Source organism: Chryseobacterium sp. Marseille-Q8038 (assembly GCF_965111995.1).
This window is the reverse complement of sequence record NZ_CBCOPN010000001.1, coordinates 1,166,288-1,188,398: the sequence shown is the minus strand read 5'-3', so window position 1 is coordinate 1,188,398 and position 22,111 is coordinate 1,166,288. Positions and strand designations below refer to the sequence as shown.

The following is a 22,111-nucleotide window of genomic DNA, read 5'->3' as shown; positions in this document are numbered from 1 at the left end:
CAAAAGAACTGCTTTTTGAGAATTTTAATCTAAATCTGCTGATTTGAAATTAAAAGGCATTCTGAATTTTGATTTTATAGATTGTCCTTTAATTTTTCCAGGATTCCATTTTACTTTTATTTTTTTCAAAATAAATTTTATATCCTCAAAAAACTGTTCGCTATTATCTACTTTAGGCTCGATATCTACAGTAGAAATGCTGCCATCTGTATCTATGATGAAGGATATAATAAATTTTCCTTTTGGGTTGTAAGATTCCGAATCTAAATATCCTTCAAGTTTTTTATGTATTTCTTTTCTTAGCTCTTTCACTCCACCGGGTAGCTCAGCAGGCTGATATATTTTTGAAATATCATAATCAGACTTATAATTTTCAAAAAAATCTTCTGTTAAAAAAGGAAAATCAAAATATGCGGTAACTTTTTCTCCCTGTTCTTCTGCAGGCTGCCAGTTTTTTAAGCTCCCTAAAGATTTGACAGCAAGATTGAAAGCACATTTATTTCTTTCTATGGCATTTTCATCACTCTTTTTCTTTACCAAAGAAGGTTTTCCGGTGTTATCAATTTTTAAGGTTACAAAATACATCTCGTTTTTATCACATGGTTTTGCGTCGGTTGTCAGAAAATAGTTCTGCATGTCTGAGAATAATTGGATGGAACCTCCTTGGTATGGAAACTGGCCGTCCGGATATTGTGCCAGTGTTTTTTGTGAAAATGCTGAGCCAAAGTATAGGGTAAATAGGAACAGTGTTATTTTTTTCATTTTTAGATGTGCTTCACGGTTTAAATTAGTTTGTTCGCTAAATTAAGAAAAAGTCTACAACTTTCAGGCTGTAGACTTTTATTGTATGGGTAGAAATGATTTCAGTTATTCATATTTCCAAACGCCGGATATATTTAATATCATCAATCCCGGCTGTTTCTCTCCAAAGCTGAATACACAGATGTATTTTGAATGACAGGAAGTACAGTCTGTGCCAAAATATAATGTTGGTTGGTCATTGACGGTCAATTCTCCAAAGTGAAGCATTCTCTGAGAGGTTTCGTTTACTATTCCGTGTTTTAATAATTCTTCTCTGGAAAGTACTTTATTTTCATTATATACTTGAAAGATAGGAAATCCTGATTCATAGGGAACGATTTCAACTGTATTTTTGTGGCCGCAATGGCAGCAGCTGAAAGTTATTATGGCTGATGGAAGAGCTTCATCATTGATAAAGCTGCTTTTTTCAACAGAAGCTTTTTCGGTAATGTTTATTTTTTCTGATATTGAATACATCTGGGTAGATTTATGGCTGAATAACTGTGCCTACTAAGTTAGGATATTTTCCGCTAGGGCTTTTCTTGATGGTAACTTTTATATAACCTTCTTCTGCCAGCTTATTCCAGGTTTTCTGGTATCCTGTATTGATATCAAGAGGGATTTTCCACATGGTTTGTTTTCCTTTTCCTGCCTGGCCGAACCAAGGAATGATGTCTGCGGTCTGGGTTTTAAACTGCATGGAGTTATTCAATACATCAATTTCATAATAGAAATCGTATTTGTCTTCAGGCTGATTTAACGCTCTTTGAGTAAATGTATAGGTATATCCATTGATGATTGGGCTTGTGAAACTTCCTCCTAATGTAGGAACCCCGGTACCGTTGTAGTTGCCTACAGCGCCGCTGTATCTGTCAAACTTCTGTCCAACCTGTAAAGCAACATCATCCACAATATTATACCCTCCGTTTGCAGGCGGCCAGCTGCCATTTAAATTATTTGCTTTAAAAAGAGATTCCAGTTCACTCCATTTGCCTCTTTTGTAAAGGTCATACGCCTGATTTCTGATTGCCTGGCTTACCGAATTATTGGGGTCATAAGTTACCGCCAGTTCATCAGCGTTTTTGTAGAAGACAGAAGTAACGTCAGGATTGATATCTATTACGTCATCATTGTCCGAACTACAGGCAACCGAGAAAGAAGTGATTGCTAAAAAAAAAATGTACTTAAATAAATGTTTCATATAAAAAATTTTAAATTATTTTTAAATTATTGAGGTATTAGAAGGAGTACCTTTTTGAAACATTATTTTTACAGAAATCTTAAATGGAAATACTGATATGGTAGTATTACTATTTTTCCAGTCAATAACAGAATTTTTGAGTGCCTGAATTTGATTTAATAATATACTTTTCTGGCTATAAATTGCTGGAAATACTAATTTATATCAAAATAGAGTCAAAAGAAGCAACTGCATCAGACGTCAAAAAACGGCTTGTAGCTCCCTTAAATACAATCTGGGTAAACGGCACAATGAAATATTGCTATGTGATAAATTTAAATTAAAAAACTTAAATATTAGTTATTTTGTTTTAAATAAAACATTATTGTAAAATTTAATTAAATAATAAACGTATTTGAATTTATATTTTCATTTTATCAAATAAAAAAAGCTGTCCGAATGAGCAGCTTTCTGATTGAAATATATTTTTGTTACTTTTTAATGAATTGTTTTGCAAATCCTCCCACCTGGATTACATAGATTCCATTGGTTAGTTTATTGACATTCACTGTTCCGCTTTCAAGATTTCCTGCGCTGACAAGTCTTCCGGACATGTCATAGATTTTATATTCTTCATTGCTTGTATTGGTAAGAGTAAGAATATCCTTTACGGGATTAGGATACATTTTGATTTCTGTAGATGATGAATTTGCATCTGTTGATTTGTCGTCAGAAGTTTTTACAGAAATATTGGCATTATTGATATCAAAGAAAATCTGATTGCTTCCTTTGATCATTATTCTTCCAGAACTGGTTAAAATATTAGGGATTGTAATTGTTTCTGATCCGTCATTAGGGGTTGCTGTCAATAATGTTGTCCACGTAATTCCATTATCTGTTGACCATAGAATATCTACATTGGCTGTATTCACTCCATTAGCTGTAGTTCCTGCTACATCCCATGTTACTGTTTGCGAGCTCCCTTTTACGTAGGAAATTGCTGTGTTTTGCGAGGTTATGGCAAATGGCCCTGCTGCTGAATTAACAGTGATCTTAGTGTCATCCGAATTATTTTCACCACCTCCGGCCTTGTTGTCGCGAACAGTGAGTCTGAAATTTAAAGTTCTGGCAACAGCAGGAAGAGCTTCAACATCTATTTCCGTTCCTGTTGTCTTAAGAGCGCCTGCTAAAATAGAAGACATTATTGGAAAATATCTTACAGGAGAACTTGAAGGAGTCCATGATCTGAATATAGGGCCTGCAATTTTTGTTTCTTTTGCTGCAGAATTAGCTCCTGTTTCAGAAGAGGTTCCTTTATCCATTTGTTCCCAGATATAGGTGAGCAGATCTCCGTCCGCATCAGTTCCGGATCCGGTAAGCATAAAAGGCGTGCTTTTAGGAATAATATAATCAAGTCCTGCATTTGCTGTAGGAATTGAGTTTCCTGTATTGGTATTTACAGAACAGGTTTTTGTTTTGATATTATCTGTAATCTGTTCAATACTTAAAGCATGAAAAAACGGATCTGAATTTTTCTGAACATCATAATTGGTGACCCCGGCGTATCCCATGATGGTAGATCCTGAACCTGGTTCTACGGGTTTTAATCCAGATTGTGGTTCGTATGACCATGTGTGGTTTCCTCCGAACTGATGTCCCATTTCATGAGCTACAAAATCAATGTCAAAAGTATCTCCTGAAGGATTGCCGTTTGCCGGAGAGGTGTATCCACTTCCTTTGTAGCTGCTGGGATAGGTTATCCCCTGATCCTGATAAGTGGACATATCATTATCACAAATACATCCGATACAACCTGCATTGCCACCGCCTCCATCTCTTCCGAAAAGATGACCAATATCAAAATTATTATTTCCGATAGAAGTGCTTAAATTGTTCATGAGCTCCAGATTCCAATTCTTCATTTGTGAAGATGGAGAGTAGGGATCTGTGGATACATTTGTATAAATGATATCGTCATTATTGGCAATAAGAACCATTCTTGCTGAAAAATCGTTTTCAAAAATACCATTTACGCGGGTCATTGTATTGTTCATAGCTGCTAAAGCCTGAGCTTTTGTTCCCCCAAAATAAGAGGTATATTCTCCTGTACAAGAAAGAGCAAGCCTGAACGTTCTTAATATGGCATCATCTGCATTTTTATTTGATACGGCTTTGAGATTTTCTTTTTGAGCTCCCTCTAAAACTTTACATTCAAGTTTATTCAGATTGTCTTTACTATCTGATTTTTTGTAAATGATATAAGTTGAAAGATCTTTGGTATAAGGTTGAATAAAAACAGAGGATTTGTCACCATATATTTCCATAGAAGAAAGTCCCAGCGAAGAAATGCTGAAATAAACCTTTGATGCAGGATCTTCCACACCTACACCTATATAAGATTTGATATCTGGATATTTAGCAGCCAGCTCAGGTTCAAAATTAGAATTTTCTGCTACCTTGAAATTTTCCATTTTCCCAGCTGAATTGGGAAAAGAGATAATTGTTTCAGATTTCTGTGTTGATCTTTTTGGGGCTTTAGCCAATGCATTTTTTAATCCGCTTATATTCAGATGATAAAGCTGGGGATTTTCAAAACGAGACATGCTTTCTAAAATCGGTAAAGATACTTTTGAGGAACCCGAGGTCCATAAACGATCTGTCTGTGCGAATGTAATACCCGACAATGCGAGCATCGCCATCATCAATAATTGTTTTTTCACGCAAATGTATTTTTATCAAAAATAGTAAAAAAAATGCCTGAAAATATATTTTATCTGTATACTTTTTGTCAGTATTCCCTTAGACAGAAGGGGGTGTTAAAAATATTTTATAAAATTCAATAAAAAAGAAAAACTGTTCTATACAGAACAGTTTTTCACATCGTTTAATTTTAAAAAGTTTATTAGTTACTAATTTTTAATGAATCTCTTAGCTGATTCTCCGATTTGAATCATATAAGCCCCTTTGATAAGGTTGCTGACATTCACGGATCCTCTTTGGAGTTTTCCTGAGTCAATTAGTTTTCCACCCATATCGAAGATTCTGTAGTCTTCCGAAGTTGTATTTGAAATATAAAGGATATCTCTTACAGGGTTTGGATACAATTTCACATCTGTAATCAGGTCTTTTGTATTCTGAAGATCTCCTTTTCCTGAAGAAACAATATTAAGAGTATAATCTTCAACCTGTCCATAAGTGAATGCTTCACATGAAGAAGTAGGGATTGAGCTATACTTCATCATAACTCTCATTCTTGTAGATCCAACTGTAGCAGTAGCCGGGATGGTAATAGATCCTGTAACCGGGCTGGTTGTAGAACCTGCTTTTGTCCAAGCTAATTCTCCGCTGTCTGTAAAGTCTCCATCGCCGTTGTAATCAATATAAACAGCATATGCTTCGCTATATTTTGTAGAAGTCCAAACCGGAGTAATGGAAATCGTATAAGCACTTCCTCTTGTAACATTTGTAGAAACTGAAGTGAAGTTTTCATACCCTGCAGTTCCTGTAGATGTATTGTTAATTGATCCAAATGTTACGTTTCCAATTCTTTCATCAGCAGTGTTGGAAGCCGAAGAAGAACAATAGGTAACGGTTCCACCGGAAAGAGTAGTAACACTTACGGTATTGCTGGAAACAGAAGCATTTCCTGCAGCATCTTTTGCTTTAACAGAGAAAGAATAAGTTGTTGCTGGAGTAAGCCCTGTTACAGTATAGGTAGCAGAAGCTGTAGAACCGATTAAGGAAGCACCTTGGTATACATCATATCCGGTTACCGCTACATTGTCTGTAGCACCTGACCATGAAAGATTGGTTGTAGTAGCAGTAGTTCCTGAAGCGGCAAGGGTAGGAGCTGTAGGAGCAACCGTGTCAGGAGTTCCGGAACCTGCATTTACAGAGATGTTGGCATTGTTGACATCAAAGAAAATGTGATTTGATCCTTTTACCATAATTCTTCCTGTAGTGGTAGTAGAATTAGGAATCGTTACAGCCTGTGAACCATCATTTGGAGTTCCTGCTAACAGGGTAGTCCAGGTATTTCCGCTGTCTGTTGACCAAAGGATATCTACATTGGCAGCATTCACTCCGTTTGCTGTAGTTCCTGCTACGTTCCATGTAACGGTTTGAGAACTTCCTCCAGCGTAAGTCGTTGCTGAATTTTGTGAAGTGATATTGAATGGTCCTGCAGTTCCGTTAACTGTGATTACCGCATCGTCAGAATTGTTTCCTGAACCTCCAGCTTTATTGTCACGAACGGTAAATCTGAAATTTAATGTTCTGGCAACAGAAGAAAGAGCTTCTACGGTAATTTCAGAACCTGCAGTAGTGGTTGCACCTGTTAAAACAGAAGCCATTCTTGGGAAATATCTTACAGGTGCAGTGGTAGGAGTCCATGATCTGAAGTTAGGACCTGAAGTTTTTGTGGCGCTTGCTGCTGAGCTTGCTCCTGTCTGAGAAGAAGAAGCATTGTCCATTTGTTCCCAGATGTAGGTTAAAGAATCTCCGTCGGCATCTGTTCCTGTTCCTGTAAGAACAAATGGAGTTCCTTTTGGAATGGTATAATCTAAGCCTGCGCTGGCAGTAGGAATTGAATTTCCTGTATTGGTATTAACAGAGCAGGTTTTAGCTTTAATATTATTAGTGATCTGCTGAATGCTTACCGCATGGAAAAAGGCATCAGAATGAGGTTGGATATCCTGGCTGGTAATTCCGGCATATCCCATAATTGTTGATCCAGATCCCGGTTCCATATTTACGCCTGTTCCTTCATTGCTCATAGAGAAAGTATGGTTTCCACCAAACTGATGTCCCATTTCGTGAGCCACATAATCGATATCAAAATTATCTCCTGAAGGAATAGCATCTGCCGGAGAAGTATAACCGCTTCCTTTAGATCCGTTTGTACAGATACAGCCGATACATCCTGCGTTTCCACCACCTCCGGAAGCTCCGAACAAGTGTCCGATGTCATAATTAGCTTCGCCAATTACCGAAGTTAAAGTACTTTGCAATTGAGAATTCCAGCTGCTCATTCCTGAAGCTGCAGAATAAGGATCTGTAGAAGCATTGGTGTAGATAACAGCGTCATTGTTGGCGATCAAAACCATTCTTGCTGCGAAATCTTTTTCAAAAACACCGTTTACACGAGTCATTGTGGTATTCATTGCAGCTAAAGCCTGAGCTTTTGTACCTCCAAAATAAGTGGTGTATTCTCCGGTACAGGATAATGCCAGTCTGAATGTTCTTAGTTTGGCATCGTCAGCGTTAGGTCTTGCCGCAAGAGCAGAGTTGGAAACTCCTTTTTGTGCAGCGTCAACGACTGTACATTCAAACTTATTAAGATCATCTTTTTTGTCGGACTTTCTGTACACTACGTAAGAAGAAAGATCTTTAGTATAAGGTTCGATGAATACTGCAGATTTATCACCGTAAATTTCCATAGATGACAGTCCTAGTGGAGAAACACTGAAATAGACTGTGGAATTAGGATCATCCAGACCTTGCCCTACATAGGATTTGATATCCGGATATTTTGCTGCCAATTCAGGGGCAAAATTGGAATTTTCCCTCACTTTGAAACTTTCCATTCTGCCTTCAGAATTCGGAAAAGAAATAATGAGTTCTGATTTTTCGCCTGCAGCCAGTCTTTTGGGAGCTTTTGCCAGAGCATTCTTTAATCCATCGATGTTCAGGTTGTACACCCTTGGATTGCTGATGCCTGTTTTGTTTTCAAAGATCTCTGATGAAGTTTTTCTGGAACCTTCAGACCAAAGACGGTCAGTCTGTGCGAAAGAAATACCCGAAATAAGGAGCATTCCAATCAGCGTTAATTGTTTTTTCATATTAAATATTAAATTTGATTGTGGAATATCAAAGCTAATGAAAAATATATTATCAAAAACAAAATTTTTTAAGAGAAATTTGGAATATCACCTTAAAATGTTATGCAATACATTAAGTATAATTGAAAAACCTTATTAATAAAAGAAAATTGAAAGCGAAGAAATGGAATTTAATTTCAAAAAAATAAAATAGAGGTATTTTTTTATTAATTTATTAAAATGAGACAATAAAAATTACTAATTATTTAATTATATGTAAATAATATTAGTAAGTTGAATTTTGGCAACTGTTGTTAAATGCTCTACATCATGACTACAAAAAAAGCTGTTTCAAAATGAAACAGCTTCGTATATTTATATAATCCTTACTTACATTTTATCATCAGCAGTAGGACCGTAAAGTCCAGGGACTTTGTTCCCGGTAGATCTTAAATAAACCACCAGTTCACCTCTGTGATGGTACAAATGATTATAAAGAAAGCCTCTTACCACCTGGATTCTTGGAGATGGCGGGAAAAGTACATTTCCGTTCATTTCCATTTTCCACTCATTAAAATAAGTGTTTTCATCCGAGTTTTCCAGAACTTTCTGTGCGTTGGCAACATTTTCTTCAAATTTCGCAAGGATATTTTCCGCTTTGGAAATATCTCCTTTATCATACTTGTACGCTCCCATATCAAAAGTATCCTGATTGAAAGTGGATTCGTACCAATTGTATACTTCGGCAATGTGTGAGGCCAGCTGACCGGTTGTCCAGTTTTTTTCAGAAGGTTTCCAGTCTAATGCGCTGTCAGGGATTGCCTGTAAAATTTTTCTAGTGTTTTCAGCTTCGTGCAGAAACTCACCTAAAAGTGCCTGTTTAATCATTTGTATATGTTTTTAAAATTAAGGTTATTTTGTAATATCTCTTCCAATAACCAGTCTCTGGATTTCAGAAGTACCTTCACCGATTGTACAAAGCTTAGAGTCTCTATAGAACTTTTCAGCTGGGAAATCTTTTGTATAACCGTATCCTCCGAAGATCTGAACAGCATTGTTCGAGATTCTTACACAAGCCTCAGAAGCATATAGTTTTGCCATAGCTCCTTCTTTTGTCATTTTTTGTTTTGCATTTTTAAGAGTAGAAGCTCTTTGGATAAGAAGTTCAGCAGCATCAATTTCTGTAGCCATATCTGCTAGCATAAAGTTGACTGCCTGGAAATCTGCAATAGGTTTTCCAAACTGATGTCTTTCTTTTGCATATTTTAAAGCCGCTTTGTAAGCTCCTCTTGCAGTACCTAAACTTAGAGCTGCGATAGAAATTCTACCACCATCCAATACTTTCATTGCCTGCTTGAAACCTTCACCTACCTCTCCTAAGCGGTGAGAATCCGGTACACGTACATTGTCAAAAATTAATTCTGCTGTTTCAGAAGCACGCATTCCTAATTTATTCTCTTTTTTTCCGGAAGTAAATCCAGGCATTCCTTTTTCTAAAACAAAGGCTGTAGAGTTGTTCTTAGCACCTATTTCTCCAGTTCTTGTCATCACTACGGCAATATCTCCGGAAATAGCATGAGTAATAAAGTTTTTAGCTCCGTTGATAATCCACTCATCACCATCTTTTACAGCGGTAGTAGACATTCCTCCTGAATCAGAACCTGTATTGTGTTCTGTAAGTCCCCAGGCTCCGATTACTTTTCCGGATGCCAGCTGAGGAAGCCATCTGTGTCTTTGTTCTTCATTTCCAAATTCATAAATATGGTTGGTGCAAAGTGAGTTGTGTGCTGCTACAGAAAGACCGATAGATGGGTCAACCTGAGAAATTTCATCCAGAATAGTAACATACTCATGATAACCTAAGCCAGAACCTCCATATTGTTCAGGTACTACAATTCCCATAAAACCCATCTCACCCAATTGGTGGAATAAGTCTTTTGGAAATGTTTGGCTTTCATCCCATTCCATAATGTTCGGTCTAATGTTCTTTTCTGCAAATTCTCTAGCCGTTTCCGCTATCATTTTGATGTTGTCAATAGTCTCTGTATTCATATAATAATAGTTAGTTCCCAAAGATAACCAAATTGATGGAATGCTAAAGAAAAATTATTTTATTGACAACAGTAAGCGGTAATACATTTAATTTTCAAATTTTTATATTTTGAAAATTAATACTTTCTTAAGAAAAGATACAGTCTTTTACGTTTTTTATTTCACTATTTTAGGTTCCAATTTTTAAGGTATGAAAAAAATTCTACTTCCTATTATTTTGATTTCCTCTTATATTTCTGCTCAGGCTCCTGCGGGATATTATAATGGAACAGCTGGGCTTACGGGGTATGCCCTGAAATCAAAACTCCACGATATTATTTCAGAAAAAATGGTCAACTGGCATTATAACGATCTTAAAGTGTTATATGGGCAGACTGATCTTGATAGATATTATGATCACGATGCATCGAATACTCAATATCTGCTGGATATCTATTCCGAAATTCCTTTGGGGCCGGATGCTTATGAATATACAGTTGATCAGATGGTAGCAGGAGTGGGTATGGAAGGTCAGGGATACAACAGGGAACATATGATGCCGCAAAGTACCTTCAGTACAAGTTCTTCAATCAGTGATTATCCTATGTATTCGGATCTTAACTTTATTATTCCTGTTGACGGATTTATCAACCAACGAAGGAGCAATTATCCTTATGGAATAGGAAACAATACGAATCATTATATCTTCAGCAATACTTCAAGGATCTCCAATGCGGCCATTCCGAATTATCCTTATACAGGAAGAGTTTATGAACCTATTAATGAATTCAAAGGTGATATTGCCAGGAGCTTATTATATTTTGCGGTACGATATGAAGGGAAGTTAGGTTCATTCAATACGGCATATACCACATCAGTGAATCTTACTCCTGCTACAGACCAATGTCCGCTGGATGGAACTGAAGAAAGAGCGGTTGATCTTGCTTATATTGCCATGCTGAAACAGTGGAGTACGGCAGATCCGGTTTCACAAAGGGAAATCGACAGAAATAATGCCATCTATACAATACAAAAAAACAGAAACCCATTTATCGATCATCCTGAGTGGATTGATATGATCTGGTCCGAAACACCTGATAGTATTGCTCCTGCAGCTCCGGGAACGCTGGTTTCAACACAGCAGAATGCTTATTTTGTTAATTTAAACTGGACTGCTTCTCCTGATGCTGATATTTTAGGATACAGGATTTATATGAACGGATCCACAACACCTGTTGCGGTTACAAAAGGAACTTCTATAAGTATTGACCATCTGAATCCTTCAACAACTTATACGTTTACAGTGAAAGCTTTTGATAAAGCCTATCTGGAATCACCGTTCAGTAATACAATTACCACATCAACGATTGCTTCTGATTCCTATGCTCCGGATCTTATGATTACAAAATATATTTCCGGAACGAATACGGAATTCATTAAGAATAATGCATTGGAAATCGTTAATAAAACGGGACATGAAGTTAATTTAAATAATTACAGAATCAATATTCAGTTTAAAAACAATAGTTCCGGAGCAATCTATAATGGAGATACTTATGAATTAGAGGGCAAAGTAGGAAACAATGAAACGTTTGTGATTTTGAATCCAAAAGGTACTTTGTCATGTTTTACCAGTAATCAGGCGAAATTTGTAACGGCCTCTGATCCTTTGATGTTTGCAGGAGAAAATTATGTAGAGCTTGCTTATAATAAGACCGTAACTGTGGATGCTATCGGGGTAAAATATACCCTCAATAATAACGGAAATGTATCTTTGTATAGAAAGAGTACCATCAGTCAGCCCACTGATACATTTAGTATAGGTGAATGGGATTCTTATCCGTCCAATTACTGCCAGAACCTGGGCGGCACATTGTCTACCGCAGAATTGATTGCTGAAAACAATGAGTTTACGATTTATCCGAACCCTGTTTCTGATCATCTGTATGTAAATGGAGAAAGGGAAAAAGTAAAAATGGCTCAGATCATAGATCTTTCCGGAAAAGTGATCTATTCGGAGAAAGATCCGTTCAGAAATAAGACAAATATTTCGGTGCAGGGGATTCCTGTGGGTGTATATTTTTTAAAACTTGATGAAAAAGCCCATCAGTTTATTAAAAGATAATACTATTAAAAGAGGAACAAATAGTACCCTTGACAGATCTGCCAGGGGTATTTTTAGGTGTTATAGATCATGAGATTGCTTCGCTTTGCTCGCAATGACTGTTTTAGCCCTGATAGAAGCGGTTACCCCGGAGCATAGGTGGAAGAGTTGGAGGGTTAAAGGGCTGGGATAGCTTGGCGCGAGGAGTATGAGTGGATAGCAGCAATAGCTTCTTGCCTAAAAAAAGGTAAAAAAGTAGAGTTAAACTTAATGTAATAATAAAATTTTCAACTGATTTTTGTTTTTTCTTAATTTTGCCGTTTACTATAAACCCTTCAAAACCTTATGTTTACTGCATAATTGATATAAGCTGATTCGCTAATAATCAATATCTATAAGTGTTTCTGCTTATATTTTTTATATATAAGTAATTATGCTTATATTTGCAGTATGATAGCGGTCATTACCGGTGATATTATAAATTCACAGCATGCGGATACTGAAGTTTGGATTACCAGGCTTAAACATCTTCTCGAAAAATGGGGAAGCGCTCCTGACACATGGGAAATCTACAGAGGAGATGAGTTTCAGTTCAAATGCAAAATTGATGACGTTTTCTGGCGTTTTCTAGCCATAAAATCTCTTATTAAAAGCCTGGAAAATTTAGATGTAAGGATGGCCATAGGTATTGGTGAAGAAAGTTTCTCTTCTGAGAAAATCACTGAATCTAATGGTACAGCTTATGTAAATTCCGGAAGATTGCTTAACGATCTTAAAAATGACGGGCATACCGTTGCCATTAAAACCTCCAGTGAGCCGGTTGACAGAGATCTTAATATTTTGTTGAGATGGTCTTCTAAGGACTTTGATAACTGGACCATGGCTACAGCAGAGATTATTCATGAGATGATCATGAATCAGGATATTACTCAGGAAGATCTTGCTAAGAGATTTGCTATTTCACAGTCTTCGGTAAGCCAGAGACTGAAGCGAGCCAACTATGAGCTCATTGTGGAGACCAATCAGTATTTCAGAAAGAAAATCTCAGAATTGTAAGCATGATCTTTATCAAACTCATATTGGCACATCTACTTGGAGATTTTATACTTCAGCCAAATTCATGGGTTGCAGATAAGGAGAACTATAAACTAAAAAGTAAGTTTTTATACTTTCACATTCTGATTCACACGGGTTTAAGCCTTCTCTTTCTTTGGGATCTTCAGCTTTGGTGGGTCGCCGTTTTAGTAGGAGTTACTCACTTCATTATTGATGCAGCAAAACTTACATTTCAGAATGTAAAGACTAAAAAAAGATGGTTTTTTATTGATCAGCTGCTGCATGTTTTGGTGATTGCCGGAGTCTCTTTTTATTTTCAGGAATTCAGCTTCAGCTTTCTACAGAATCAGGAGTTTTTAAAAATAATTATGGCAGCATTGTTTCTGACAACGCCTGCTTCTATTTTTATTAAAATCTTACTGTCATCCTGGACTCCTGCTCCGGATGGCGCCAACACTATTCAAACCGAATCTTTATCAAGTGCCGGAAAATATATCGGAATTTTAGAACGTCTGCTGGTTTTCACTTTTATTATGGTGAATCACTGGGAAGGCGTAGGTTTCATGGTAGCTGCCAAATCTGTTTTCAGGTTCAGCGACCTTGCACAGGCAAAACAGAGAAAACTTACAGAATATGTATTAATTGGTACACTGCTAAGTTTTGGACTGGCTGTCTTAACAGGAATAATAATAAAATAAATCAATAAATCTAACTACAATTTAGAAAGTAAAATTATGAGTCAAAAGAAAGAAATGTTGTACGAGGGGAAAGCAAAACAGGTATTTGCAACTGATAATCCTGATGAAGTAGTAGTACGTTTCAAAGACGATGCTACAGCATTTAACGCTCAAAAGAAAGGTCAGGTTGATCTGAAGGGTGAAATGAACAACGCGATCACAACCCTTATTTTTGAATACTTAAATGAAAAAGGAATCAAAACTCATTTCATCAAACAATTGGACGAAAGAGAGCAGTTGGTAAGAAAAGTATCTATCATTCCTTTGGAAATGGTAGTAAGAAACTACTCTGCAGGAAGCATGGCACAAAGATTAGGAGTGGAAGAAGGAATTAAATCTCCGGTAACCATCTTCGATATCTGCTATAAAAAAGACGAGTTGGGAGATCCGCTTATCAATGACCACCATGCCGTTTTCTTAGGAGCAGCTACTTATGAAGAGCTTGACGAAATGTATGAGCTGACTTCAGATATCAACGAAATCCTTATCGACCTGTTTGACAAAATCAATATCATCCTGGTAGATTTCAAAATCGAATTGGGTAAAACTTCAGACGGTGAAATTATCCTTGCTGATGAAATCTCTCCTGATACTTGCAGACTTTGGGATAAAGATACCATGAAGAAATTAGACAAAGACAGATTCAGAAGAGACTTAGGAGAAGTTACTGAGGCGTATGTTGAAATCTACAACCGATTGAAGAACTTACTTGCAAAATAATTTCAGAAATTGGAAGTTAGATATTAGAAATTAGTATGAAATCGCACCGGATAGAAGATTTGAAGGTCTGGAATAAATCAATGGCTTTAGTTAAAGAGGTTTATTTGATCTCAGCTGAATTACCCATGGAAGAAAAATTTGGACTACAATCTCAAATCAGAAGATGTGCTGTTTCAATACCGTCTAATATTGCGGAAGGAGCCGGAAGAAATAATAAAAATGAATTTTACCAGTTTCTCGGAATTGCGTTTGGTTCTACCTATGAACTGCAAACCCAACTTCAGTTATTGGTTAATTTGAATTTTATTTCTGAAACTAAAATAGCTCCCTTAAATGAACTTTTATCTGAAATTCAGAAAATGATCTATTCATTAAAAGCAAGTTTAAAATTATAATTGAAGTTAACTTAGACTAATTTCTAACATCTAATATCTAACTTCTAATCATTAGAAAAAATAGAAATGAAAAGTTTAGACATTCATAAAAGTGAATATTTAAAACAGTTTGAGACCCAGACTTACGGAAGGAATCTTTTCAGAACTCAGGAAGAGGAAAGACTGGATGCTCCTAATGAAGAGTGTGGGATCTTCGGATTGTATTCGGATAATGATCTGGATACTTTCTCTCTTTCACAATTCGGGCTTTTTGCTTTACAGCACAGAGGTCAGGAGGCTTGTGGGATTTCCGTTTTAAAAGATGGAAGAATCACAAACATGAAAGATGAAGGACTGGTTTTAGATGTTTATAAAGACATTCAGGAACCTGAAACTTTTATGGGAAATTCTGCAATCGGGCATACCCGTTATACTACTGCAGGAGATAAAAAGAAATATAACTTCCAGCCATTTTTCGCGAAAAACGAATATGACCAGATTATACTTTCTATAGCACACAACGGTAACCTTACCAATGCAAAAGAATTAAAAACAGAATTAGAGGCTGAAGGCGTAGTTTTCAGAGCTACTTCCGATTCTGAGGTGATCCTGAGACTGATCCAGAAAAACCTTGATTTAGGTCTTCGTGGAGCCATCAAAGCTACCATGGAAAAAATTGAAGGAGCTTATTCTGTTGTAGGGATGACAAGAAACAAATTCTTTGCATTCAGAGACTTCAACGGAATCCGTCCATTGGTGTTAGGAGCTATCGACGAAAGATCTTACGTGGTTGCTTCAGAATCTGTGGCACTGGATGCTGTAGGAGCTCAATATGTACGTGATATCCTTCCTGGTGAGATCATTTATACCAATGAAAACGAACCTGGAAAACTTCATTCTTATATGATGGATGAAGCGAAAGGAAAGCAGAGAATCTGTTCTTTTGAATATATTTATTTTGCAAGACCTGACTCTACATTAGAAAATATCAATGTATATGAAATCAGAGAAAAATCGGGTGAGAAAATCTGGGAACAGGCTCCTGTAGATGCTGATTTGGTTATCGGAGTTCCGGATTCCGGAGTTCCTGCTGCCATTGGTTTCTCTAAGGCTTCAGGAATACCTTTCCGTCCTGTTTTAATCAAAAACAGATACATCGGAAGAAGTTTCATCGTTCCTACACAGGAAATGAGAGAAAGGGTAGTGAACCTTAAGCTAAACCCAATTATCTCGGAGATGAAAGATAAGAGAGTGGTAATCATTGATGATTCTATCGTTCGTGGAACTACCTCTAAAAGACTGGTTAAAATTTTAAAAGATGCAGGGGTGAAAGAGATCCACTTCAGAAGTGTTTCTCCACCTATTATTGCACCATGTTATCTGGGGATTGATACGCCGTCTAAAGATGATCTGATCTCTGCAAATATGTCTACAGAACAACTTAAAAACTATCTGGGAGTAGACTCTTTAGAATTTTTAAGTATTGATAATCTGAAAACTATTTTAGGATCTGCTAATCACTGTTTCGGATGCTTTACTGAAGAATATCCTGTTGGAAAAGGAGAAGAGGTAGATTTATTCAATTAATCTCTTTCTTGAAATAGTAAAAATAGAAGACCTGGGTTAATAGCCCGGGTCTTTTGTTTTATAAATGTAGCAAAAGCTTAATATTCCTGTATTATACAGTATATAATGGAATTTTAATTTTGTCAGATTAAAACGTCAGGATATGAAAAACGCATTTTTTACGGGTATTTTTCTGGTATTTGCCCAACTTTATTCTTCACAGTCATTCGATAAACAGGCACATCGGGGAGGAAAATCACTTTACCCGGAAAATACAATTCCGGCCATGAAGAATGCCTTAAAAATGAATGTCACAACCCTTGAAATGGATCTGGCTATAACGAAAGACAAAAAGGTTATTCTTTCTCATGATGCTTTTCTGTCTCCTGAACTCATTACAAAGCCAGATGGAACTTATATCCCCAAAGACTCAGGTTTTTACTACAAAATTTATGAAATGCCTTACGCAAAGATCAAAACATTTGATGCAGGCTTAAAAAAATTGAATAACTATCCGGACCAAAAGAAAATGAAGGTTCAAAAACCTCTTTTTTCGGATGTTATAGATGCTTGTGAAACCTATGCCCGCGAATTGAAGAGACCATTGCCTTTTTATAATATAGAAACAAAAACACGCCCTTTCTCTGACAATATTTTCCATCCGGAACCTAAAGAATTTGTAGATCTGATGATGAAGATCATTATCGAAAAAAAGATTCAGGACAGAGTTATTATCCAGTCTTTTGACCCCAGAACTCTTGAAATTATTCATAAAGAATATCCTAAGGTGATGATTGCTTTACTGGTAGAAAAAGTAGATGATAAAAAGCTGGCTCAGCAACAGGCTTATTTTAAAAATATTCCGGTAGAAAAGTTCAAAATGTATCCCAATCATCTGAGTGGAGTAGCCGGAGATATGAAGTTTCTAAGTTTTACTCCAACCATTTATAGTCCGGATCACACCCTTGTTACGTCCAAATTGGTGCAGGAATGCCACTTATTAGGAATGAAAGTAATCCCATGGACTGTGAATACCAAAGAAAGGCTGAAAGAATTAAAAGATATGGGAATAGACGGCGTTATCAGCGATGATCCGAGAATATTCGAATAAAACCTTTTTTCAATATAAATAGCCGGAAGAAAAACTTCCGGCTATTTTATGCATGCAGATTACTCTGCACTTAGGGTTAAAAAATTGGTCGTTGATTAGAATTTATAATTCAGTCCTAACTGAAATACTCTGTTGTTGTTTTCAGCTGCAGACATGCTTTTATCAATCTTTGTTAAGCTGTTTACATATCTTGCATTGATACCGATGTTGGAAGTGATGTCATATCCTAAACCAAGGCCTAAACCAAAGTTGAATTTGTTGATCATATCTTTGTCGATATCTGTAGAGTGAGAACTTGCAGTGGTAGTTGTAACACCTCCTGTAGTACTTGCTACAGTAGATTCTCCTTTATTTTTTCCGTTGATGAAATAACTGAACTCAGGTCCTGCTTCGATATAAAACTTATCAGTAGGTCTCATCTGAACCATTAACGGAACTGAAATGTAATCCATTTTTACTCTGCTCTGTACCTTAGTTTTTACATTCGTTACACCATTGTCAGTTTCTGTAGAATACATTACATCTTTTGCACCCATTTGGTTATACAATACCTCTGGCTGGAAGCTGAATTGTTTTGAAATTGGAATATTAACAAATACACCCGCGTGGAAACCTAGTTGTTGAGTGTTGATTCCGAACTTTTGCTGACTGAAATAAGCGGAGTTTCCTCCTGCCTTGATCCCAAATCTAACGGGTTGAACATCTTTTTTTAGTGGTGATGCACTTACTGTTTTTGTTTCTGTCTTAGTCTCTGTTTCCTGAGCGAAAGCTAATGCACCAGCAGTTAATGCTAATCCTAAAAATAACTTCTTCATAATTTTATTTTTTAATTTTACTATTTGTGTCGAATGATTTCCCAATCAGACTCGAATTATTTTGCAAATTGCTTGCCAAACTTGAAAAATGCCTATTTATAAAGGTTTTAAAGTGGTTTTGCTAAAGGTTTTTTTTAATCATTTATCCCTTTTTAATGAATAAATGTGTTGCTAATCTCTATATTTTTGAAAAGAGTTTAATGTTAAAAATGCTTTCTTGTTGATAATTAAAATGATGAAAATTTAAAATCAGAAATGAGTTTTTAGGAAAATTTATAAGCTATCTGGGCTATTTTTATGAGTAGAAGTAAAAATACCGGACTTTAAAAAGCCCGGTATCCGTTTTGAAAATAATAAATATCGCTATTTAAACTTATAAGCAACGCCAATCTGAATGGCATTATTTCTTACTTTGTCACCCTCATTGTATTTGTAAACCTCAGTAAGACCCGCAGTAAATCTGGCGGTCACACCAAAACTTTTAGTAAAGTAATATCCGGCGCCAATTCCTAGTCCGAGATTAAAACGATTAAAAAGGCTTGTTGAAATATTCTGCGAAATATGATCTGTATGATCAACAGTAATTGAATTTCCGGTAGTTTCAATAGTCGTTAAATCTCCTTTTGTTCTTCCTCCCAGCAGGTATCCAAATTCAGGACCTGCTTCTACATAAAGCTGAGGAAGGATATTATATTGAACCATCACAGGAAGAGAAAGATAATTTAAGGTTGTACTATAATCATAGTGTTGTGTTCTTCTGTAGTTCCCAGAGCTTGTTCTGTAGTTATAATCTGATTTTGATCCCAGCTGGCTGAAAAGAAGTTCGGGCTGGATGCTGAATTTTTCAGAAACCGGAATATTCGCGAATACTCCTGCATGAAAACCTACTTTCATTTTCTCATTGTTGTCATATTCATAACCGTCTCCTCTGGTAAGGGTAGACCCATTCAATCCGGCTTTAACACCAAAAGTAACAGGAGACGAAGATTTTGACTGATTTTTTTCTTGTGCATTTGCGAAAAGGCTACCCGCAACTGCAAGGACTGCAAAGAGTTTTTTCATGGATTTAAAAGTTTAATTTAATTTTTCTTCATTGTGACAAAATATCTACCATAAAGTGTATAAGTGATAAAAATCATACTAAAATCGAAAAAGTCAGTCCTAAATTAATAAACCTGACTTTTTCTATTGAAATCAAAATGTATCTAAATTATGGAACAAAATACTTTCCGGTATTCTGCAATGCACTCTAAATGCCAGCCAATTTGTTGAAGTTCTCGTTAAAAATTAATGGTAATAGTTAGTTTCAGTCTTGAAAATCAATTGAATGATCAACTGAATCAATACCTATTCATTGTAAAAACAGGAACTGTAAATTGGAAATTCCGGAATAAAGTACAATCAATATTCAGTACGCAAATTTCTTGCCAAAATATCAATAAAATATAAAAGCCGGATTAAATATAATCCGGCTCTGTATTGAATAGAAAATTTACTTAGAATTTATAAGCTAAACCTAACTGGAATACTCCGTTTCTGGCAGCATCACCGTTATTGTTTTTAGGAACATCAGATAATCCTGCTGTATATCTTAGATTCACTCCGATATTTTGTGTGAAATAATATCCTGCTCCAAGACCTAGTCCGAAATCAAAAGTTTTCAAATTGTCTTTAACGTCTACAGAGGCACCATTACCTTTTCCTTTAGCACTGATAAGGAACCCGAACTGAGGACCTGCTTCTACATATAGATTAGGAATCAGGTTGTACTGTAACATTACTGGTACTGCGATATAATCCATATTCAGTTTTATATCACTGTTAGTCTTAGCTTTACCACCCATACCACTATATAATACTTCTGGTTGTACAGAGAAGTCCTGTGCTACTGGAATGTTTGCAAAAACGCCACCATAAAATCCAGCTTTAGAGTTGAATTCACTGTTAGAAAGAGTAGAAATGTTAAGACCTGCTTTTACCCCAAATCTAACTGGAGAAGATGAAGCAGTAGAAGTTGAAGTCTTCTGAGCGAAAGTGAAAGTACCTGCTACTAGCGCAAGGCCTAAAAAAATCTTTTTCATAAGTTTATATTTTAATAGTTTTTAAGTTTTATTTAACATTTCATTAAGAATCAAACGGCGTGCCAAAATTGAAATGTGCTGGAAATCTACTGTTTACTATATATTACGAAGAATAATTTTCGATTGAAACTAAAAAAAGCCGGATTAAAATTAATCCGGCTCCACTTTAATTATAAAAACTTGACAAGAAAGGTGATCGTGCTTTAGAATTTGTAATGTACTCCTACCTGAAATACACTGTTTCTTACAGATCCCGGCCTGCCATACCCATAAAGATATCGCTGTTGTTTTGCATTCACAATATCAGATAGCCCTGTGGTATATCTTACATTCACACCAATATTTTTGGTAATATTATACCCAGCTCCCAGTCCGATTCCGAAATCGAAACTCTTGGTTGCATTTTTAAGTTGCAAACTTCCGACATCATCTTTTAGTTCTGCACCCATAAGAAAATTAAATTGAGGTCCTGCTTCTACATAAAAATTAGGAAGTGCTTTATACTGAAACATTACAGGAACGGAAATGTATTCTAAATTAAGTTTTGCATTACCGTCTCCTTTTTGTTTTGCCCCCACAGCACTATATAATACTTCCGGCTGGATAGCGAAATCTTTTGCCACAGGAATATTTACAAATACACCACCATAGAATCCTGTTTTTGCTTTCATATCCATATGAGAAAGAGCGGATACATTCATACCTGCTTTTAAACCGAATTTGATTTTGGAAGAAGATGTAGATGGAGTAGCTGCATCAGTGGAAGTGGAAGTGCTTTGAGCAAAAGCAAAAGTACCTGCGACAAGTGCCAGGCCTAAAAAAATCTTTTTCATAGATTAGTTTTATTTTACATTGTTTAACGCTGGGTAAGCAACAAACAACATGCCGTCAACCCTCATGAATAAAGACTTTATATGTTTTTAACGAATGAAGAAATCAACTATATGGGATGTATTTATGGTGAATTATTAACTCCATCTTATTTTAACATAAAAAAAGACCAGATTAAAAAATTAATCTGATCTTTTCTATTGAATATAAAATTTGTTAGTGAATGTATAGCTTATTTAAATTTATAAGCTAATCCAACCTGGAATAGGTTGTTTCTTGTAGCATCAGATCCACTAGGTCTGTTTTTCGCTACATCTGTTAAACCTGCAACATATCTTGCAGTAAGTCCTAAGTTTGGAGTGAAATAATATCCAGCACCAAGACCAATACCAAAGTTAAATGTATTCAGATTGTCTTTGTAGTTATCGGTAGTGTTAGAATCTCCGTTAGATTCATTTTTGAACTTGTTTTTAGCACTTACCATGAAACCGAATTCCGGTCCTGCTTCCACATAAAGATTTGGAATCAGGTTGTACTGGAACATTACAGGTACAGTAATATAATCTAATTTAGTAGAAGCTGAAAACTTTGTTCCTCCTAACGTATAATCTGATTTATTACCATATTGTGAATATTGAACCTCCGGCTGAACGCTGAATGATGCAGCCAATGGAATATTAGCAAATACACCTGCGTTAAATCCTATTTTAGATTTCTGGTCATCAAGACCACTGTCTTTTGAAAGTGAAGATACGTTCATTCCCCCTTTTACCCCAAATGTTACTGGATTGGAAGATGTATTTCCTGTCTGTTGAGCGAATGCGAATGTTCCTGCAGTTAACGCTAATCCTAAAATTAACTTTTTCATAACTTTAATTTTTTTAA

At 36.1% G+C, this 22,111-nt stretch carries 19 protein-coding genes; 7 read left to right on the top strand and 12 right to left on the bottom strand.

The annotated features are described in order from the left end of the window. Positions 1 to 24 precede the first annotated feature (24 nt). From ACWPWS_RS05535 to ACWPWS_RS05505, 7 genes are all read right to left on the bottom strand, one after another. The gene (locus ACWPWS_RS05535; RefSeq protein ID WP_454045802.1) at positions 25 to 762 is read right to left on the bottom strand and encodes a hypothetical protein; all 738 of its coding nucleotides are present in this window, start codon (positions 760 to 762) and stop codon (positions 25 to 27) included. A gap of 105 nt (positions 763 to 867) precedes the next feature. Next, positions 868 to 1,278: a hypothetical protein gene (locus ACWPWS_RS05530; RefSeq protein WP_454045801.1), complete on the bottom strand. Its 411-nt coding sequence runs from the start codon at positions 1,276 to 1,278 to the stop codon at positions 868 to 870. Positions 1,279 to 1,288: 10 nt separating this feature from the next. Beyond that, positions 1,289 to 2,002 (bottom strand): hypothetical protein, encoded by a 714-nt coding sequence (locus ACWPWS_RS05525; RefSeq protein ID WP_454045800.1) that lies wholly within the window; start codon positions 2,000 to 2,002, stop codon positions 1,289 to 1,291. A gap of 470 nt (positions 2,003 to 2,472) precedes the next feature. Next, a complete protein-coding gene (locus ACWPWS_RS05520; RefSeq protein ID WP_454045799.1) occupies positions 2,473 to 4,701 on the bottom strand; it encodes a reprolysin-like metallopeptidase in 2,229 nt (742 codons plus the stop codon). 189 nt (positions 4,702 to 4,890) lie between these two features. Continuing rightward, the gene (locus tag ACWPWS_RS05515) at positions 4,891 to 7,821 is read right to left on the bottom strand and encodes a reprolysin-like metallopeptidase (RefSeq protein WP_454045798.1); all 2,931 of its coding nucleotides are present in this window, start codon (positions 7,819 to 7,821) and stop codon (positions 4,891 to 4,893) included. 369 nt (positions 7,822 to 8,190) lie between these two features. After that, positions 8,191 to 8,688: a DinB family protein gene (locus ACWPWS_RS05510; RefSeq protein ID WP_079241617.1), complete on the bottom strand. Its 498-nt coding sequence runs from the start codon at positions 8,686 to 8,688 to the stop codon at positions 8,191 to 8,193. 24 nt (positions 8,689 to 8,712) lie between these two features. Further along, the gene (locus ACWPWS_RS05505; RefSeq protein WP_454045797.1) at positions 8,713 to 9,852 is read right to left on the bottom strand and encodes an acyl-CoA dehydrogenase family protein; all 1,140 of its coding nucleotides are present in this window, start codon (positions 9,850 to 9,852) and stop codon (positions 8,713 to 8,715) included. 190 nt (positions 9,853 to 10,042) lie between these two features. Between ACWPWS_RS05505 and ACWPWS_RS05500 the strand changes: the two genes are divergently transcribed. From ACWPWS_RS05500 to ACWPWS_RS05470, 7 genes are all read left to right on the top strand, one after another. Then, positions 10,043 to 11,956: an endonuclease gene (locus ACWPWS_RS05500; protein ID WP_454045796.1), complete on the top strand. Its 1,914-nt coding sequence runs from the start codon at positions 10,043 to 10,045 to the stop codon at positions 11,954 to 11,956. A gap of 429 nt (positions 11,957 to 12,385) precedes the next feature. Then, entirely contained in the window at positions 12,386 to 12,991 is a 606-nt protein-coding gene (locus ACWPWS_RS05495; protein WP_454045795.1) for a SatD family protein, read from the top strand. Positions 12,992 to 12,993: 2 nt separating this feature from the next. Further along, positions 12,994 to 13,689 (top strand): DUF3307 domain-containing protein, encoded by a 696-nt coding sequence (locus tag ACWPWS_RS05490; RefSeq protein ID WP_105682396.1) that lies wholly within the window; start codon positions 12,994 to 12,996, stop codon positions 13,687 to 13,689. Between the two features lie 36 nt (positions 13,690 to 13,725). Beyond that, on the top strand, positions 13,726 to 14,448 hold the full coding sequence (purC, locus tag ACWPWS_RS05485) for a phosphoribosylaminoimidazolesuccinocarboxamide synthase (RefSeq protein WP_065397805.1): 723 nt from the start codon (positions 13,726 to 13,728) through the stop codon (positions 14,446 to 14,448). 35 nt (positions 14,449 to 14,483) lie between these two features. Next, on the top strand, positions 14,484 to 14,843 hold the full coding sequence (locus tag ACWPWS_RS05480; RefSeq protein ID WP_454045794.1) for a four helix bundle protein: 360 nt from the start codon (positions 14,484 to 14,486) through the stop codon (positions 14,841 to 14,843). A gap of 66 nt (positions 14,844 to 14,909) precedes the next feature. Continuing rightward, positions 14,910 to 16,409 carry an amidophosphoribosyltransferase gene (purF, locus tag ACWPWS_RS05475; protein ID WP_209784494.1) on the top strand — a complete coding sequence of 500 codons (1,500 nt, stop codon included), beginning with the start codon at positions 14,910 to 14,912 and terminating at the stop codon, positions 16,407 to 16,409. A 142-nt stretch (positions 16,410 to 16,551) separates the two neighbouring features. After that, a complete protein-coding gene (locus tag ACWPWS_RS05470) occupies positions 16,552 to 17,499 on the top strand; it encodes a glycerophosphodiester phosphodiesterase family protein (RefSeq protein WP_454045793.1) in 948 nt (315 codons plus the stop codon). A 95-nt stretch (positions 17,500 to 17,594) separates the two neighbouring features. Here ACWPWS_RS05470 and ACWPWS_RS05465 read toward each other — a convergent pair whose 3' ends face one another. From ACWPWS_RS05465 to ACWPWS_RS05445, 5 genes are all read right to left on the bottom strand, one after another. Next, positions 17,595 to 18,314, bottom strand: a complete 720-nt coding sequence (locus tag ACWPWS_RS05465; protein WP_454045792.1) for a porin family protein — start codon at positions 18,312 to 18,314, stop codon at positions 17,595 to 17,597. Between the two features lie 363 nt (positions 18,315 to 18,677). Further along, positions 18,678 to 19,376 (bottom strand): porin family protein, encoded by a 699-nt coding sequence (locus tag ACWPWS_RS05460; protein ID WP_209784491.1) that lies wholly within the window; start codon positions 19,374 to 19,376, stop codon positions 18,678 to 18,680. Positions 19,377 to 19,810: 434 nt separating this feature from the next. Beyond that, a complete protein-coding gene (locus ACWPWS_RS05455; RefSeq protein ID WP_454045791.1) occupies positions 19,811 to 20,395 on the bottom strand; it encodes a porin family protein in 585 nt (194 codons plus the stop codon). Positions 20,396 to 20,598: 203 nt separating this feature from the next. Further along, a complete protein-coding gene (locus tag ACWPWS_RS05450; protein WP_454045790.1) occupies positions 20,599 to 21,228 on the bottom strand; it encodes a porin family protein in 630 nt (209 codons plus the stop codon). 230 nt (positions 21,229 to 21,458) lie between these two features. Next, positions 21,459 to 22,094, bottom strand: coding sequence for a porin family protein (locus ACWPWS_RS05445; protein WP_105682390.1), 636 nt, complete (start codon positions 22,092 to 22,094; stop codon positions 21,459 to 21,461). Between the last annotated feature and the right edge of the window lie 17 nt (positions 22,095 to 22,111).

Bases quoted from the DNA above. Each gene is read 5' to 3' on its own strand.
- ACWPWS_RS05510 (WP_079241617.1), bottom strand. From the start codon at position 8,688: ATGATTAAACAGGCACTTTTAGGTGAGTTTCTGCACGAAGCTGAAAAC.
- ACWPWS_RS05450 (WP_454045790.1), bottom strand. From the start codon at position 21,228: ATGAAAAAGATTTTTTTAGGCCTGGCACTTGTCGCAGGTACTTTTGCT.
- ACWPWS_RS05505 (WP_454045797.1), bottom strand. From the start codon at position 9,852: ATGAATACAGAGACTATTGACAACATCAAAATGATAGCGGAAACGGCT.
- ACWPWS_RS05515 (WP_454045798.1), bottom strand. From the start codon at position 7,821: ATGAAAAAACAATTAACGCTGATTGGAATGCTCCTTATTTCGGGTATT.
- ACWPWS_RS05460 (WP_209784491.1), bottom strand. From the start codon at position 19,376: ATGAAAAAACTCTTTGCAGTCCTTGCAGTTGCGGGTAGCCTTTTCGCA.
- ACWPWS_RS05535 (WP_454045802.1), bottom strand. From the start codon at position 762: ATGAAAAAAATAACACTGTTCCTATTTACCCTATACTTTGGCTCAGCA.
- ACWPWS_RS05495 (WP_454045795.1), top strand. From the start codon at position 12,386: ATGATAGCGGTCATTACCGGTGATATTATAAATTCACAGCATGCGGAT.
- purC (WP_065397805.1), top strand. From the start codon at position 13,726: ATGAGTCAAAAGAAAGAAATGTTGTACGAGGGGAAAGCAAAACAGGTA.
- ACWPWS_RS05525 (WP_454045800.1), bottom strand. From the start codon at position 2,002: ATGAAACATTTATTTAAGTACATTTTTTTTTTAGCAATCACTTCTTTC.
- ACWPWS_RS05455 (WP_454045791.1), bottom strand. From the start codon at position 20,395: ATGAAAAAGATTTTTTTAGGCCTTGCGCTAGTAGCAGGTACTTTCACT.
- ACWPWS_RS05530 (WP_454045801.1), bottom strand. From the start codon at position 1,278: ATGTATTCAATATCAGAAAAAATAAACATTACCGAAAAAGCTTCTGTT.
- ACWPWS_RS05490 (WP_105682396.1), top strand. From the start codon at position 12,994: ATGATCTTTATCAAACTCATATTGGCACATCTACTTGGAGATTTTATA.
- ACWPWS_RS05480 (WP_454045794.1), top strand. From the start codon at position 14,484: ATGAAATCGCACCGGATAGAAGATTTGAAGGTCTGGAATAAATCAATG.
- ACWPWS_RS05470 (WP_454045793.1), top strand. From the start codon at position 16,552: ATGAAAAACGCATTTTTTACGGGTATTTTTCTGGTATTTGCCCAACTT.
- purF (WP_209784494.1), top strand. From the start codon at position 14,910: ATGAAAAGTTTAGACATTCATAAAAGTGAATATTTAAAACAGTTTGAG.
- ACWPWS_RS05445 (WP_105682390.1), bottom strand. From the start codon at position 22,094: ATGAAAAAGTTAATTTTAGGATTAGCGTTAACTGCAGGAACATTCGCA.
- ACWPWS_RS05465 (WP_454045792.1), bottom strand. From the start codon at position 18,314: ATGAAGAAGTTATTTTTAGGATTAGCATTAACTGCTGGTGCATTAGCT.
- ACWPWS_RS05500 (WP_454045796.1), top strand. From the start codon at position 10,043: ATGAAAAAAATTCTACTTCCTATTATTTTGATTTCCTCTTATATTTCT.